Below are 15,575 nucleotides of genomic sequence, written 5' to 3'. Positions count from 1 at the left end.
TCCTTTCCTGCGCCTATCTTCCCACACGGCAGGCGCGGCGCGGAAGGGCCGACGCAGAGAGCGCCCTGGCGCTCGGTTCAGCAGAGGTGCACGAGCGCGCCGCCGACCAGGTTTCCGGCGGCCGGTCCGAGCACGTTGTGCCCGATGAATCCGAGGAAGGGGCCCGTGCTCATGCCGACCACGTTGTCCATTGTGCCCCCGACGCTGGTGGCGAGCATTTGGCCGCAGCTGCTGCCCTTCGGGGCGACGAACGGCAGAGGCAGGCGCCGGGCAGCCCCGCCGCCGCGGGCCGGGGCGTAGCCGCCGCCTCGGGATTGCGGCACGTTCACCGGCCCGGCGGAGACGCCGTTCAAGTAGTCCTCGTAGTTTTGCTGGTCGTTGCCGTCGAGCATGCCGATCTGCGAAGGAGGCCCGTCCGGGGCCTCCTGCCAGTCAGGAGCCTCGCCGTCGTCGTCGTCCTGCAGAGGAGCCTCCTGGGCGGCGTCGTCCGGGTCGGCCGCCGCGGTGGCGGCGAACGAGCCCTCGGCCATGAGGCCGAGGCCTCCGGCGAACACGCTCACAGCAAGCGCCTTCGTGATTGTTTGCAACATCCTGTTTGTCTCTCCTCACAGTTGCGGGGATTGCAACTCTCGCGGACCCAGACGAGAGTAGCCGTTCCGTTTAAGAAGGGTCTGTTGTTACTTTGTGAGTTCTTTGTGATTATTGGGTTTTGGCGTGTCGTAGCGACAAATACGCGTTTTTGGGGCGCATGGGGCCCATGTGACGCATGTGAACAGATCGCGGCCAACCGCCCGAAAAGTTAGGCTGCCCTGAGCGAAAGTGCCTTAGCGCAGGGGAATTAAGCTTGCGTCAAGAAGATCTGAGTAAGTTACCGACGGGTAACTTACTGGCGAGTAACATGTACGTAGGCCAAGCAGCCACCACCCGGCCGCTGCAACGTAAGGAGACAGCCCCGCCGTGAACACCACCACCATCGTGATAGGGATTATCGGGCTCCTGTTCAGCGTCGCAGGCTGGGGAACCTTCGGATACGGGGTGTGGCGGATCATCCGGGTCATTCGGCTCGGCCAGCCGGACCACACCCGCAACGGGCCGTTCGTCCCCCGCCTCAAACAGCTGTTCGTCGAATTCGCCGCGCACACCCGCATGGTGCAGTTCCGCTCCGTGGGCTGGGCGCACTGGCTGGTCATGGTGGGCTTCCTCATCGGCTTCACCATGGTCTTGGAGGCGTACGGCCAGATCTTCGACCCAGAGTTCCACTGGCCCTTCATCGGCGACACCCGCCTGTACATCATGCTGGACGAAATCCTCGGCGTCGGCACCGTCGTCGGCATCGTCCCGCTCATCGTGATCCGCCAGCTCAACCATCCGCGTCGGGCCGAGCGGCTCTCGCGCTTCGCCGGATCGAACTTCTTCGCCGCGTACTTCGTCGAAGCCATGGTCCTTCTCGAAGGCATCGGCATGATCTCGGTCAAGTCCGGGAAGATCGCCTCGGGCATCGAAGACCCGCCGCTGTGGACCTCCCCCGTCACCACGCTCATCGCGCAGACGCTGCCCGACAATCCGCAGCTCGTCTCCGTGTTCGCGCTGATAAAGCTGCTCGGCGCCATGATCTGGCTCATCGTGGTCGGCAAGAACATCACCTTCGGCGTCGCCTGGCACCGGTTCTCCGCCTTCTTCAACATTTACTTCAAGCGCGAGGTCGGCGACAAAGTCGCGCTCGGCGCCGCGAAGCCGATGACCTCGGGCGGCAAGGTGCTCAACCTCGAAGAGGCGGACCCGGACGAGGACGCGTTCGGGGCCGGGAAGATCGAGGACTTCTCCTGGAAGAACCTTCTCGACTTCACGACCTGCACCGAATGCGGGCGCTGCCAGTCCCAGTGCCCGGCGTGGAACACCGGCAAACCGCTCTCGCCCAAGCTCCTCATCACATCGCTGCGCGACCACGCCTACGCGAAAGCCCCGTACCTGTTGAACGGCGACAAGGCTCCGGCGGCCGCGGTGGCCGAAGCCGAACGCCCGCTCGTCGGCCCCGTGGGCGAGGGCGATCTGCTCGGCGGCGTGATCGACCCCGAAGTGCTGTGGAGCTGCACGACGTGCGGCGCCTGCGTCGAGCAGTGCCCGGTGGACATCGAGCACGTCGACCACATCATCGACCTGCGCCGTCACCAGGTGCTCATCGAGACCGAGTTCCCGCACGAGCTGTCCAACCTGTTCAAGAACCTTGAGAACAAGGGCAACCCTTGGGGGCAGAACGCCTCGGCGCGCACCGGCTGGATCAGCGAGGTCGACTTCCCGGTGCCCGTTTTCGGCCAGGACGCGGATTCGTTCGAAGGCTACGAGTACCTGTTCTGGGTGGGCTGCGCCGGCGCGTACGAGGACCGGGCCAAGAAAACCACCAAAGCTGTCGCCGAGCTGCTGTACTCCGCCGAAGTCGAGTACCTCGTGCTCGGTTCGGAGGAGACCTGCACCGGCGACTCCGCGCGACGCTCCGGCAACGAGATGCTCTTCCAGGCCCTCGCACAGCAGAACATCGCGACCATCGACGCGGTTTTCGAAGGCGTCGAGCCGAGCAAACGCAAGATCGTCGTCACCTGCGCCCACTGCTTCAACGCGCTCAAGAACGAATACCCCGAGCTCGGCGGCGCGTACGAAGTGGTGCACCACACCCAGCTGCTCAACAAGCTCGTCCGAGAGAAAAAGCTCATCACGGTCGCCCCGGTCGAGGGCAACAACTCGCTCACCTACCACGACCCTTGCTACCTGGGCAGGCACAACAGGGTGTACGAGGCTCCGCGAGAGCTCATCGAAGCCTCCGGCGCGAAACTGGCCGAAATGCCCCGACACGCGCAGCGCTCCATGTGCTGCGGCGCGGGTGGCGCGCGGATGTGGATGGAAGAAAAACTCGGCAAGCGCATCAATATCGACCGCGTCGACGAGGCCCTTGCCACAAACGCGCAGACCATCGCGAGCGGCTGCCCGTTCTGCCGGGTGATGCTCACCGACGGCGTGACCGCGAAGCAACAGGACGGCTTGGGCGAGAACGTCCAAGTCGTCGATGTGGCGCAGCTCCTCTTGGAGTCCGTGCGGCGAGGCGGGCCGCTCGTCATCCGTGAGAAGCAAGCCGCCGCCGAGACCTCTGCCGCTCCTGCGCAAAAGCCCGCGCCAGCGGAGAAACCAGCTCCGGCGGACAAGCCTGAGCAGCACGAGGCCCCAGCGGCCGACAGCCCCAAGCCTGACGCGGCGCAAGCGGCGAAGCCCGCCGTCGGCCTCGGCATCGCCGGACCCGCCAAACGGCCCGGAGCCAAAAAGCCTGCGGCAAACACCCCGCCCGCAAACGAGAAATCGGAAGAGTCCCCGGCAGAGGCGACACAACCATCCGCGACTGCGGCGAAGCCCGCCGTCGGCCTCGGCATCGCCGGACCCGCCAAACGGCCCGGAGCCAGAAAAGCAGCTTCCACCGATCCTGGCGGGACCGTGGATGCAGAGCCAGCCGACGCAAGCCGGAAGGACACAGTTCAGAAGGACGAAACGGAGGACGCCGCCCCAACGCCCTCCACGTCCGCCGCAGAGGCGCCGAAACCGGCCACTACGGCAGCGGCCAAACCGACCGTCGGGCTCGGCATCGCCGGACCCGCCAAACGGCCCGGAGCCAAAAAGCAGGCGACACCGGAGGACACGGCCACGGAGCCTGAGCCGCACGCGCAGGACAAGACTGCCCAGAACGAGGAGCCGACCTCGACCGAACCCGCCGCCGAAGAGGCCCGGCAACCGGAGGCCCCCGAACAGGAGCAGCCGGGAACCGAGCCACAAGCGCAGGCCGAGCCAGAGCCCACAAGCGAGCCGGAAGCCGAACCAGAACCGCAGCCCGCATCCGGGGGCAACGGCGAGAAGCCAGCGTCCGGCGGCAACGGCACGGCCAAGCCGGCGGTCGGGCTTGGCATCGCGCCGGGTGTGAAACGGCCAGGCAAGCGCTAGATCTTCGGGCAGCCCGTTGCGCCGAGGCAAAACGCGGCGCCCTGATTCCATATGGTTGCCGTGCGAAAACGGTTTGCCCCGATCTGGCAGACTGGACAGATGAGCAGTCCGTGGCACACCCCCGTCAATCCAGGCTTGCGCGTTCTCGGCCAATCCCAAAAACTGCAGAACGTCGCATATGAGATTCGTGGGCCGGTCAACGCTGCGGCGGCACGGATGGAGGCCGAAGGCCACCGGATTTTGCGCCTCAACATCGGCAACCCGCCCGTTTTCGACCTGCAAACCCCAGATGTGATCCTTCGCGACGTGATCGCCGCGCTCTCGCACGCCCAGGGCTACACCGAGGCCAAAGGCATCCTCTCGGCCAGGCGGGCCATCGTGACCCGTTACGAGCTGGTCTCCGATTTCCCGTATTTGGACGTGGACGACGTCTTCCTCGGCAACGGCGTCTCCGAGCTCATCACCATGACGCTGCAAGCGCTGCTGGACAATGGCGACGAGGTGCTCATCCCCACTCCCGACTACCCGCTGTGGACTGCGGCGACCGCGCTCGCGGGCGGAACGGCGGTGCATTATCTCTGCGACGAGACCCAGGACTGGAACCCCGACCTGGACGACATCGAGGCAAAGATCACGCCGAACACGAAAGCGATCGTCGTCATCAACCCGAACAACCCCACCGGGGCGGTGTACTCCCGCGAGGTGCTCGACGGCATCGTGCGTCTGGCGAGGAAACATTCCTTGCTCATCCTCGCCGACGAGATCTACGACCAGATCCTCTTCGACGACGCGGCGCACACCTCCATCGCCTCCCGCGCGCACGATCTTTTCTGCATCACCTACAACGGCCTGTCCAAGACCTACCGCGCCCCCGGGTTCCGCTCTGGATGGATGGTGCTCACCGGCCCGAAAGACCACGCGAAAGGCTTCATCGAAGGATTGGAAACCCTTGCGGCGACCCGGCTGTGCCCGAACGCCCCGGCGCAATACGGCATCCAGGTCGCTGTCGGCGGCTACCAAAGCATTCGTGAGCTCACCAAACCCGGTGGCAGACTGCGCGAGCAGCGCGACGCCGTGGTGGAAGAGCTGGAGAAAATCCCCGGAGTCTCGTGCGTCAACCCGAAGGGCGCGATGTACGTCTTCCCGCGCCTTGACCCGGAAGTGCACGCGATCCACAACGACGAGCAGCTCGCGCTCGACCTCTTGCTGCAGGAAAAAATCCTGCTCGTGCAAGGCACCGGGTTCAACTGGCCCCACCACGACCACCTGCGGATCGTCACCTTGGCCCCGCAACGAGACCTGCGCAACGCCATAGAACGGTTCGGGAACTTCCTCGCGAGCTACCGGCAGTAACCGCCCCCATGACACACCACGCGACTGGGCCTGCTGCGCACAGCCACCACGGGCACGGGCACTCGAGCGGCCCTGTTGCCCTTCCCCGCTCCCGCGCCACAGCCGCAGTGCTCGCCGCGCTCGCCGTCGCGGCTATCGCCGTCATCTCGACCATAGCCCTGACCTGGCCGCAGCAGCGGCGCCACGACATCCCGCTCCAGTACCGCGATGAGCACGGGCACGCCCTGCGGACCGAGTCGGCCTCCGTGCGCGGCGTGGTCCTCACCAACTGCGCCAACCCATTGGTCAGCGAGGTGCTGCGCGACCCGCCGCAGGTGAGCCCGCAACCGGACGGGATGTGCTTCGACGCGACCATCGTTGTGACTTCCGGCCCCGACGCGAACCGCTATGTGCTCTTGGAGATCCCGACCAACCGGGTGACCCAAGGACTGGCCAAAGATTCCAGCAGCGCCGATGACGGCGTCGTGCGACCAGGCCCCGGCCAGCCCCGGCTCGAAGCGGGCGAACAGATCCGGGTGATCGCGCACAACGGGCCGGAAGGAAGATCGTACAATTTCGACGACTTCCAGCGACGCTCCCCCATGATGCTGTGGGCGGCCCTCTTCGCTGTGGTCGTTGTCGCGGTCGCGGGTTGGCGCGGTTTGCGCGCGCTCATCGGACTGGCCGTGGCTTTCGCCGTGCTGACCCTCTACACGCTGCCCTCTCTCTTGAACGGAGCCTCGGCGACGCTCGTCGCCACCGTCTCCGCCATCGCGATCCTCGCGCTGGTGCTCCCTCTCGCGCACGGCCTGAACTGGCGCACTGCCTCAGCCCTGACCGGCACGTTCGTCGCGCTCGGCTGCACCGCGCTCGCGGGCTGGCTCATCATCGACTCCGCGCATGTCAGCGGGCTTTCAGAGGAGGCCAACAACGACCTCCAGGTGTACCTCGGCAACGTGGCGATGCCTGGCGTCTTATTGGCCGGTTTCATCATCGGCTCTCTCGGCGTGCTCAACGATGTCACCATCACCCAGGCCTCCGCCGTTTTCGAACTCGCCGAAGCCAACCTCGCGCGCGCACAGGTTTTCCGATCCGCCATGCGCGTCGGGCGCGACCACATCGCCAGCACCGTGTACACGTTGCTGTTCGCGTACGCTGGCGGGGCGCTGCCGTTGTTCCTGCTGCTCTCGGTGTCCGGCAGGCCGCTCGCAGACCTGCTGACCAGCGACGCGGTCGCCACAGAATTCGCAAGGTCCGTGGTCGGCGGCATCGGCCTCGCGCTGAGCGTCCCGCTCACCACGGCGGTCGCGGTCGCGCTGCTCCCCCACGACGGCTCCCCTGGGCGATCTGCGGGCACGGGACCCCAAGCACGGCCTGACGCGGCGCAGGGCTGACCAAGCCCGCGCGAAGACCATCCGAAACTCAGGCCGCGGGCGACGACCAGAACAGCAGAGCCCTCGGGGTCAGGACCGAATGCCGCCCAGGGCCGTGTAGCTCCACCCTTGGGAGCGCCACTTCGCCGCGTCGAGGCAGCGCCTGCCGTCCACGACCCGGCGCTCGCGAACACAACCTGCGACCCGAGCGGGGTCCAATTCGACGAACTCCGGCCACTCGGTGAGCACCAGCACCGCGTCAGCCTTCTCGCAGGCGTCCACCGCGGATGTGGCGTAGCCAAGGGTCGGGAAAACCCGCTTGGAGTTCTCCAGGGCCTTCGGGTCGTACACCGTCACGTTCGCGCCGCGCAGCTGCAACATGCCCGCCACGTTGAGGGCGGGAGAGTCCCGCACGTCGTCGGACTGCGGTTTGAACGCCGCCCCGAGCACCGCCAGGTTCGCGCCGAGCACAGAGCCGCCGCAGGCCTCGGTGACCAGGTCCACCATCTTGGAACGCTGGCGCATGTTGATGCTGTCGACCTCGCGCAGGAAGGTGAGGGTCCGGTCTGCGCCGAGCTCGCCGGCTGCCGCCATGAACGCGCGGATGTCCTTGGGCAGGCAACCGCCGCCGAAGCCGAGACCGGCGTTGAGGAACTGCCTGCCGATCCGCCTGTCGTGCCCGATCGCGTCAGCGAGGGTGGTGACGTCCGCGCCTGCGGCCGCGCACACTTCCCCAACAGCGTTGATGAAGGAGATTTTCGTCGCGAGGAACGCGTTCGCCGACACTTTGACCAGTTCGGCCGTGGCCCAGTCGGTGGTGATGATCGGGGAGCCTTCGGCGAGCGGAGCCGCGTACATTTCACGAGTCAACCGCTCCACGAGTTCCGGGGCCTCCCGGTCGACGCCCAAAACGATCCGGTCGGGGTGCATGGTGTCCGACACGGCGTGGCCTTCACGGAGGAATTCGGGGTTCCATCCCACATGGACGTCGACGGTGGCGAGCGCGCGGGCGCGGGCCTGCAACTTCGCCGATGTCCCGACGGGGACGGTGGACTTGCCGAGGATCAACGCCTCCCGCCGCAGCAGCGGGGCGAGGGCGTCGACGACAGCGTGCACATGGGCGAGGTCGGCTCCGTATTCGCCCTTCTTCTGGGGCGTGCCGACTCCGAGGAAGTGGACGTCCGCGAACGCGGCGGCCTCTTGGTACGAGGTGGTGAAACGCAAACGCCCGTTGGCGAGGTTCTCCCGCAGAACCTCCTCGAGCCCCGGCTCGTAAAACGGGGTCTCCCCCGCCGAGAGTTTGGCGATCTTTGCAGGGTCGACGTCCACGCCGAGGACCTCGTGGCCCAAAGCCGCCATACAGGCCGCGTGGGTCGCTCCCAAATAACCAGTGCCGAACACAGCGCATCGCACAGCTGTCATTGCAGCGTGGCGAGATGAGCGGCAGGTGAAGCCGAGCGGACGCGTGTCGGAACGCGAGACGACGGATCGCCGCGCGAGCGAAGAGAGCCTGGCTCCCGGTGCTGCCAGCGCCCCCGCGACGCGTCGCGACTCGTGGGGAGCTTGCCGGTCAGACAGCTGCGCGGTAGATGTCATCTGCCTTGCGGGACATGCGCCACAAACCAGGCGGCCGCATCAGAGTGAGAGCGTGGATTTCCCGACCGTGTCATTCGCCCAGGCTGTGAAGAACAAAGCGTATTTGCATTCGTCCGTTTCTTTCCTGTTGTTCTTCCCTGTTGTTCTTCGCCTCGTGGGGCGTCTGGTGGTCCTTCTTCTCGCCGTGGTTGCTCACATCGTCCGAGGAGGGCGGGCTGGGCCTGACCGCCGCCGAACAAGGCGCCGTCTATTCGATGGATTCGATCGCAGCGGTCGTCGTGATGTTCTTGTATACCGCGGTGCAGGACAGACTGGGACTTCGCTGGCGCCTGGTGATCCTGGCCTCCATCGCGACGGCGGCTGTGGGGCCGTTCTTCATTCTCGTCGACGAGCCGCTGCTCAAGAGCCAGTTCATGATCGGCGTGATCGTGGGGGCCGTCTACCTCTCCTTCGGCTTCCTCGCGGCGGCAGGCCTCTTCGAGGCAGTCAGCGAGCGCGTCAGTCGCCAGTTCGGCTTCGAGCACGGCCAAGCCCGGATGTGGGGCTCGTTCGGCTACGCGATCGCGGCGCTGGCCGCCGGATTCCTGTTCTCGATCGCCCCGCACCTGAACTTCATGGCGGTCTCGGTGTTCGGCGGCGCGTGCTTATTGGTCCAGATCTTCTGGAAGGACGAGAAGGCCGTCGCTGCCGTCCGTCGGCGAGATGATCGCACTGCTGAAGATGGGACGCCTGTGGAAGGTGATCGGCGTCGTCTTCTTCACATGGACCTTCTACACCATTGACGAGCAGCAGATGTTTCCCGACTTCTACACGCACCTCTTCGACAACGTCAAGCGCGGGGAGCAAATATACGGCGCGCTGAACTCGGCCCAGGTGTTTCTGGAGGCCGTGATGATGGGCGTGGTCCCGCTGCTCATGCGCAAGATCGGCGTCCGCAACGTCCTGCTGCTCGGGTTCGTCATGATGAGCGCGCGGATCCTCGGCACTGCGGTCTTCAGTGACGTTGTCGCTCTATCGGTGGTGAAGATGTTCCACGCTCTCGAGGCGCCGCTGTGCATACTGGGGTGCATTCCGATACTTCACAATTCACTTCAATTCTGCCTTGTCAGCGACGCTTTACCTGGTACGGTTCCAAGTCACATCCCAACTAGGAGTGATAGTTATATCACTCCCGCTGGGCGCCCTGCGCGATCGTCTCGATGACCATGCCACCTTCTCCGTGATCGCAGCGATCGTGGCGGCGGCCAGCATCGTCGGCTACCTGATCCTGAAAAAGGACGACGAAGAGGCGGACGGCGATCTATTTTACCGGGATGGGCAGGTGGTGGCATAACGAGAAATGACAGGAAAGGACTTGATATGAAAAAAATCGCGATGAAGACCGCGCTCGCTCGTGCCGAGGCGGGAGTCGCAGCATTGGCGTCTCGCCGGCGCAATCGGTGGTACCCCCAGGTGCATATCGCGGCGAAGGCTGGCTGGATCAATGATCCGAACGGCCTCAGCTACTTCGACGGCCGGTACCACGTGTACTTCCAGCACCATCCGTACAGCGCGAAGTGGGGCCTGATGCACTGGGGCCACGCGTCCAGCGCGGATCTCGTGACGTGGCGGCACGAGCCGATCGCCCTCGCGCCCAGCCTGAAGGAAGACCGCGACGGCGTGTACTCCGGCTCGGCTGTCGTGGACGGCGACGAGCTGGTGGTCTACTACACGGGCAACCGCTGGCTCAACGGCGTCAACGGGGACGCGGGGAGCCAGCAGGTCCAGTGCGTCGCGCGGTCCAAGGACGCGATCACCTTCACAAAAGGGGGCGTGGTCGTGTCGGGTCCGCCCCAGCTGGCTGATTTCCGCGATCCGAAGGTCTGGCGCGAGGGCGACACCTGGTTCATGGTGCTCGGCGTGTGCTCGACGGACAACCGCGGCGAGGTGTGGCTCTACACCTCTGCGGACGGCGTGGCCTGGGACTTCGACAGCGTCGTGTTCCGTGATCCTGACCCCGACGCGTACATGCTCGAATGCCCCGACATGTTCCCGCTCGGCGACAAGTGGGTCATCGCGTACTGCCCGATGGGGCCGAAACCACAAGGCTACGGCCTGCGCAACGGTCACAACGCGGGCTACGTGGTGGGCGAGTGGGCTCCGGGCGAGCGTTTCCTCCAGCTCACCGACTTCCGCCTGGCCGACTGGGGCGGCAACTACTACGCGCCGCAAAGCTTCGAGGCCCCGGACGGCCGTCGGATCACGTTCGGCTGGATGGGCGACTTCGACCATCCAGTCCCGTCCCAACGGGATTCGTGGTGCGGTCAGCTCACCGTGCCGCGGGAGCTGACCCTCGCGGACGACCTTCGGCTCAGAGCCCTGCCGGTCAGCGAGTTCGCCCAGCTGCGCAAAGCCACCGTCGACCTCGGCGACGTGACGATCGGACGCGACAAGGAGCTCCTCCTGCTCCCCCGCCTCGACGCCGCGGACATCGAGCTGACGGTGTCACTGCCCGACTCAGACGCGGAGCGGGTGGGCGTTGCGCTGCGCACCGACACCGGGCACGAGATCCTCGTCGCATACGACGACCTGGCGAAACGCGTGTTGATCGACCGCAGCCGAGCCGGGTGCGGCGAGCGCGGATACCGGGCGGCGCCATGCAGCGGCGAACTCCTGGAGCTGCGGGTGATCGTGGACCGCTCCAGCGTGGAGGTTTTCGTGGGCGACGGGTCCGAGTGCGTGAGCTCCCTGGCCTTCCTCGGGAAAGGCGTTCGGTCGGCTGTGCTCTTCTCCGAATCAGGAACAGCCCGATTCACCCGGACGATCGCGCACCGGCTTCGCCCGATCTGGTGAGAGGGCACTGCGCGCCAGATCAGCCCTTCAGTGGCTTCCGCCCAGTTCAGCGGCTCGAGGATTTCGATCTTGGAAGTTCAGGTACGACTTCGAGGGCGTCGGCCCGCGTTGGCCCTGGTACTTCGACGCGACGGCCGAGCTGCCGTACGGGTTGCTCGCGGGGCTGGTCAGGCGGAGCAGGCACAGTTGCCCGATGAGCATCCCCGGCCACAGCGTGATCGGCAGATTCGCCACATTCGAGAGCTCCAGCGTCAAATGCCCTGAGAAACCAGGGTCAACGAACCCTGCCGTCGAATGGGTGAGCAGTCCCAGCCGACCCAATGAGGATTTCCCTTCGAGCCTGCCCGCGAGGTCGTCCGGCAAACGCACCACTTCCAGAGTCGATCCGAGCACGAATTCGCCGGGGTGCAGCACGAACGGCTCCCCTTGTGCTGGTTCGACCAGGCTGGTGAGCTCGTCTTGGCGCTGCGCGGGGTCGATGTGGGTGTAGCGGGTGTTGTTGAAGACCTGGAACATCCCGTCGAGCCGGACGTCGATGCTGGAGGGCTGGACCAGCTTCGAGTCGAAGGGTTCGACCGACAACCTGCTGGCTTGGATCTCTGCGAATATGTCACGGTCGGAAAGCAGCATCGCACTAGCCTAGTTGGGCGGGTAGACAGTGTCTTTCGGGGGAGCCTTCAGCGCGATCAAGAAGTTCGCCAAAGCCTGCTCGGCGGGCCCGCCGGAGATGAGCCGGACCTGGTCGGTGCCGTCGTCGACACTGACCGAAGTCGCCTTCTCGCCCAGTTGGGCGGCGACGGCCTGCGACCACACGGCGGGCGAGCGGACGTCGTCCGCGCCGCCGATGACCAGCACCGGCGAGCCCGCCGGGCCGGTGGGAGCGGACTGCGCGGGGCTCGGGAAGCCCAGGCACAAGGCCAGGAGCCGGTTCGCGTACGGAGAGGAGCGAAAGTGCGGAGCGGCGGCGGCCGCCGAGCGCGCCGTGTTCTCCACGTCTGCGGGCGCGAGTTTCAGATCGAGGTCCTGGCACAGCCGGAACTCGACGACCGGGTATTGGACCGGGGCATCCGCGGGCGCCTCGTCCCTCGGGGCTTCAGGGAACGGCTGGTTCGCGGTGAGCGCTTTGAGGTAGTCCGCCAGCTTCGCGTCGTCGGCCTTGGCGAGGATCTGGTCGATCTGCCAGTTCAAGTACGGCTGGTCGAGCCGCGAGTCCGGGAAAGCGGGATTCACCAGGCCCGCGTCGGAGCCAGCTTTGGCGACCAGCGAGTCATAGACTTCCCAAGGGTCCTGCTTGCCGAGCGCGCAACTCTGATCGGCCGCGCACCAAGCCGCGAAACGCGTGTACGCACCTTCGAGGGAGCCCGCGAGCTGGCTGGCGAAATCCGTCGCGGTGAGTTTCGGGGGGATCGGGGCGTCGAGGACGCTCGCGCGGACGTGGCCCGGGTTCAAGCGCGCATACGCCTGCGCCGCGAGCGTGCCGTAGCCGTGGGCGTAGAGGCTGATTTGGTCGACGCCGAGCGACTGGCGGAGCAGTTCGACGTCCTGGGCGGCGGTGACCGCGTCGAAATGGTCGACTTTCGAGATTTGCACGCACGAGTTGTACACCGACACGCTCTTGGACCTGGCAACTTCGAGCTGTTCGGGTTCGACGACGGGCGCGCGCAAGAACGGCTCGGCTTCGGCGAGGACGGATTTGTCGCAGAACGCCTGGGCTTTCTGCGAGCTCGCGGAAACCGAGAACGATCCCGCGACGCCTCGCGGGTTGAAGCTCACGAGGTCGAAACTTTTCTCCAACCCGGCGAGCGTCGGGTCGTTCACGATCTGGTCCACCCCCGAAGCGTCCATCGCGGGCGGGAAGTACACGAGCGTGCCGATTTTGTTCTGCTGATCGGTCGCGGTGCGGCGGATGACGGCGATGTCGACCGTGGCGGGCCCGTTCTTCTGGGACGGATCGGCGGGGGCTTTGAGCACGGCGCACTGCGCGTCTCCCGGTGTGATCTCTGGGCGGGGCCTGCTGTGGTCGTACCTGCACAGATCCCAGCGCAACGCGGCCACTTGCTGAGTCGGCGGCGCAGGCGGCGGGGCTGGCGGGGCCGATTGCCTCGGACAGCCCGCCAAGGACGCCGTGGCCACGGCGGCTGCGAACACGCGGAAAACAGACGAGCGGAGAAACATCGAACCCCTATCGGAAGGAGACAAGCTGCTGGAACTGGGCCTGCTGGTCTTGGTCTTGGGCGAACGCGGCGGGGATCTGGTTGTCCATCACAGAGCGGTAGAACGCGGTTCGCAGGATGCTCGTGAGCGTCGAGATCACCAGAGCGACAACCGCGAAGCAGATCAAGCCGACAATCGCCGCTATCGAGACCAGGATCGGCCAGCCCGCCTTCTCCCCCAGCCACATCACCCCCCCTGCGGGGAGGCCGATGACGATCACCGCGACCACCAGCGCGCTGGAAAGCCCGAGATTGAGCTTCAGGTTGTCGCCCCACCGGTCTTTGAGCGTCGCCGAGGAAAGCTTCAACGATTCGACCGGGCCTCGGCCGTCCAGCACCAGGAACGGCAACGCGAGGAAGCTCACCACGTTCCAGGCCAGATCGACCAGGCCCCCCAGCAAGCTCGACTCGTCCTTCACGAAAGAGACGACAGAGCCGACCACGGCTTGGATCGCGGACCAGCCGAGCAGGGCGGGCAGCCGCCGGAACGCCCCGCCGAAGCCATTGGCAACACTGACCTGGGCGTTCGGGTTGACAAGCACAGTGTTGGTCTCAAAGATCAATGCGGCGCGGCAGAGGCTGGAGACCACCGCGGCCAGGTAGGTCGCGATCAAGATGACCAGGACAACTGCCGCCGCGCCCGCCCCGCTCGCGCCCCTGCTGTGGCCGAACTGGCTGGTGATGGCCGCGTCGCCGAGGAGCACCACGATGAAAAGGACCGCGTCGAACACCAACGCGACAACGGCGCCGAGGATCGCGATGATCGGGAACCAGGCGAGTTTCGGGTGTTCGCGAAGCACTCCCCAGGATTGTTTCGCCAATCCGAATGCAGCCATGCGATGTCCTCCGCGCCTCTCGCTCCTGCCTCCTGCGGGCCGGACGCCACTGCGAGCCTAGCACTCGCAACGCGCAGCGCCTTCGCCCCGGCGTTTTTCGCCAATGCTGGTCACGGTGTGAGCTGCACGCCGAGGAGAGCGTCCGCCGCCCGCGCGACGAGCGCGGGGGCCTCCTGGTCGCCGCCGCCGTGGGCGGCCGCCTCCAGCGACCAGCTGTCGAGCGCCGCGAGCGCTTTCGGCGTGTCGAGGTCGTTCGCCAGGTGCTCGCGCATCCTAGCCACCACGTCGTGCGCGGCAGGGCCCGACGCGAGGGAGGCGGCATGGCGCCAGCGCGCAAGCCGCTCCTGCGCCTCGCGCAGCAGCCCTTGGTCCCAGGAGCGGTCGGCGCGATAGTGGCCCGCGAAGAGGGCGAGCCGGATCGCCGAGGGGTCCACGCCGCGCTCGCGCAGCGCGGAGACGAAGACCAGGTTCCCGAGGCTCTTGGACATTTTCTCCCCGTCGAGGCCGATCATGCCCGCGTGGACGTAATTGCGCGCGAACCTTCTGTGTTCGTCCGCCGCGCCTGCGCCGTGCTGCGCCTGGGCGTGGGCGGCGGAGAACTCGTGATGCGGGAAGACCAGGTCGGAGCCCCCGCCCTGCACGTCGAAACCGAACCCGATGCGGTCCAACGCGATAGCGGAGCACTCCACATGCCATCCAGGCCTGCCTGGGCCGAAAGGCGACGGCCAGCTCGGCTCCCCCGGCCTTGCCGCGCGCCACAGGAGCGCGTCGAGCGGGTCTGCTTTGCCGGGGCGGTCCGGGTCGCCGCCGCGCTCGCGGAACACCTGGGCCATTTCCTCCCGCCCGTAACCGGAGACGTAGCCGAAGTCCTCCGTGGCGGCGATCCGGTGGTAGACGTCCGGGTATTCGCCCTCGGCCACGACGTACGCCGACTGGTTGGCGAGCAGCTTCTCCACCATCGCGACCACCAAGCCGACCGACTCGGTCACGCCGACGTACTCGTGCGGCGGCAGCACGCGCAGCGCGGACATGTCGGTTCGGAAGAGTTCGATCTGCTCCGCCGCGAGCTCCTGCCAGTCCCGGTGGTCGCGGTCGGCGCGTTCGAGGAGGGGGTCGTCCACGTCGGTGATGTTCTGCGCGTAGGCGACTTGGTGGCCCGCGTCCAGCCAGAGGCGGTGCACGAGGTCGAAGGCGAGGTAGGTCGCCGCGTGGCCGAGATGCGTCGCGTCGTACGGGGTGATGCCGCAGACGTACATCGTCGCCGTGCGGCCCGGTGTGACCGGGCGGATGATTCGGTCGGCGGAGTCCCATAGGCGCAACCGGGGTCCTGCGCCCGCGAGCTTCGGAACCGACGGGGCAAGCCAAGAACGCACCGCACTACTCTAGCCGCTCACGGAGCCTCGGAAATCCAGGCG

13 protein-coding genes are annotated in these 15,575 nt (G+C 66.3%); 7 read left to right on the top strand and 6 right to left on the bottom strand.

What is annotated here, in order from left to right; all coding sequences use genetic code 11:
* Window positions 1-77: 77 nt before the first annotated feature.
* Window positions 78-590: a hypothetical protein gene (locus SROT_RS06160; RefSeq protein ID WP_013138158.1), complete on the bottom strand. Its 513-nt coding sequence runs from the start codon at window positions 588-590 to the stop codon at window positions 78-80.
* 367 nt (window positions 591-957) lie between these two features.
* On the opposite strand from SROT_RS06160, the gene SROT_RS06155 reads away from it, so the two are divergent.
* From SROT_RS06155 to SROT_RS06145, 3 genes are all read left to right on the top strand, one after another.
* Window positions 958-3,978 carry a (Fe-S)-binding protein gene (locus SROT_RS06155; protein ID WP_013138157.1) on the top strand — a complete coding sequence of 1,007 codons (3,021 nt, stop codon included), beginning with the start codon at window positions 958-960 and terminating at the stop codon, window positions 3,976-3,978.
* 99 nt (window positions 3,979-4,077) lie between these two features.
* Window positions 4,078-5,331: a pyridoxal phosphate-dependent aminotransferase gene (locus SROT_RS06150; RefSeq protein WP_041406995.1), complete on the top strand. Its 1,254-nt coding sequence runs from the start codon at window positions 4,078-4,080 to the stop codon at window positions 5,329-5,331.
* 8 nt (window positions 5,332-5,339) lie between these two features.
* Complete coding sequence (locus tag SROT_RS06145; RefSeq protein ID WP_013138155.1) at window positions 5,340-6,704, top strand: YibE/F family protein; 1,365 nt, start codon at window positions 5,340-5,342, stop codon at window positions 6,702-6,704.
* Between the two features lie 69 nt (window positions 6,705-6,773).
* On the opposite strand, the gene SROT_RS06140 is transcribed toward SROT_RS06145, so the two are convergent.
* Entirely contained in the window at window positions 6,774-8,096 is a 1,323-nt protein-coding gene (locus tag SROT_RS06140; RefSeq protein WP_041407736.1) for a UDP-glucose dehydrogenase family protein, read from the bottom strand.
* A gap of 323 nt (window positions 8,097-8,419) precedes the next feature.
* Between SROT_RS06140 and SROT_RS17275 the strand changes: the two genes are divergently transcribed.
* The 4 genes from SROT_RS17275 to SROT_RS06130 are packed head-to-tail and all read left to right on the top strand — an operon-like array spanning window position 8,420 to window position 11,111.
* Window positions 8,420-9,061: an MFS transporter gene (locus tag SROT_RS17275; protein WP_281042239.1), complete on the top strand. Its 642-nt coding sequence runs from the start codon at window positions 8,420-8,422 to the stop codon at window positions 9,059-9,061.
* Window positions 9,018-9,482, top strand: coding sequence for an MFS transporter (locus tag SROT_RS17270; RefSeq protein ID WP_281042354.1), 465 nt, complete (start codon window positions 9,018-9,020; stop codon window positions 9,480-9,482). The genes SROT_RS17275 and SROT_RS17270 overlap by 44 nt, the downstream gene beginning before the upstream one ends.
* Complete coding sequence (locus SROT_RS17030; RefSeq protein WP_245535373.1) at window positions 9,382-9,612, top strand: MFS transporter; 231 nt, start codon at window positions 9,382-9,384, stop codon at window positions 9,610-9,612. Before SROT_RS17270 ends, SROT_RS17030 begins: the two co-directional genes overlap by 101 nt.
* Window positions 9,613-9,638: 26 nt before the next feature.
* On the top strand, window positions 9,639-11,111 hold the full coding sequence (locus SROT_RS06130; RefSeq protein WP_013138153.1) for a glycoside hydrolase family 32 protein: 1,473 nt from the start codon (window positions 9,639-9,641) through the stop codon (window positions 11,109-11,111).
* 27 nt (window positions 11,112-11,138) lie between these two features.
* Here the strand turns inward: SROT_RS06130 and dcd are convergent, their stop codons facing one another.
* The 4 genes from dcd to mshC form a co-directional block, all read right to left on the bottom strand.
* A complete protein-coding gene (gene dcd, locus SROT_RS06125) occupies window positions 11,139-11,741 on the bottom strand; it encodes a dCTP deaminase (RefSeq protein ID WP_013138152.1) in 603 nt (200 codons plus the stop codon).
* A gap of 9 nt (window positions 11,742-11,750) precedes the next feature.
* Window positions 11,751-13,259 carry an alpha/beta fold hydrolase gene (locus SROT_RS06120; RefSeq protein WP_245535372.1) on the bottom strand — a complete coding sequence of 503 codons (1,509 nt, stop codon included), beginning with the start codon at window positions 13,257-13,259 and terminating at the stop codon, window positions 11,751-11,753.
* A gap of 34 nt (window positions 13,260-13,293) precedes the next feature.
* Window positions 13,294-14,160: a DUF6159 family protein gene (locus SROT_RS06115; protein WP_013138150.1), complete on the bottom strand. Its 867-nt coding sequence runs from the start codon at window positions 14,158-14,160 to the stop codon at window positions 13,294-13,296.
* A gap of 110 nt (window positions 14,161-14,270) precedes the next feature.
* Complete coding sequence (gene mshC, locus SROT_RS06110; RefSeq protein ID WP_013138149.1) at window positions 14,271-15,533, bottom strand: cysteine--1-D-myo-inosityl 2-amino-2-deoxy-alpha-D-glucopyranoside ligase; 1,263 nt, start codon at window positions 15,531-15,533, stop codon at window positions 14,271-14,273.
* Window positions 15,534-15,575: the final 42 nt, after the last annotated feature.

The sequence above is a fragment of the Segniliparus rotundus DSM 44985 genome, from assembly GCF_000092825.1.
GTDB classification, from domain to species: domain Bacteria; phylum Actinomycetota; class Actinomycetes; order Mycobacteriales; family Mycobacteriaceae; genus Segniliparus; species Segniliparus rotundus.
Note: the sequence above shows the minus strand (reverse complement) of the source record. Positions and strands in the feature narration are given on the sequence as shown.

Coding starts and splice junctions, on each gene's coding strand:
- SROT_RS06160 (WP_013138158.1), bottom strand. CDS start 590: ATGTTGCAAACAATCACGAAGGCGCTTGCTGTGAGCGTGTTCGCCGGA.
- SROT_RS06150 (WP_041406995.1), top strand. CDS start 4,078: ATGAGCAGTCCGTGGCACACCCCCGTCAATCCAGGCTTGCGCGTTCTC.
- SROT_RS06145 (WP_013138155.1), top strand. CDS start 5,340: ATGACACACCACGCGACTGGGCCTGCTGCGCACAGCCACCACGGGCAC.
- SROT_RS06130 (WP_013138153.1), top strand. CDS start 9,639: ATGAAAAAAATCGCGATGAAGACCGCGCTCGCTCGTGCCGAGGCGGGA.
- dcd (WP_013138152.1), bottom strand. CDS start 11,741: ATGCTGCTTTCCGACCGTGACATATTCGCAGAGATCCAAGCCAGCAGG.
- SROT_RS06115 (WP_013138150.1), bottom strand. CDS start 14,160: ATGGCTGCATTCGGATTGGCGAAACAATCCTGGGGAGTGCTTCGCGAA.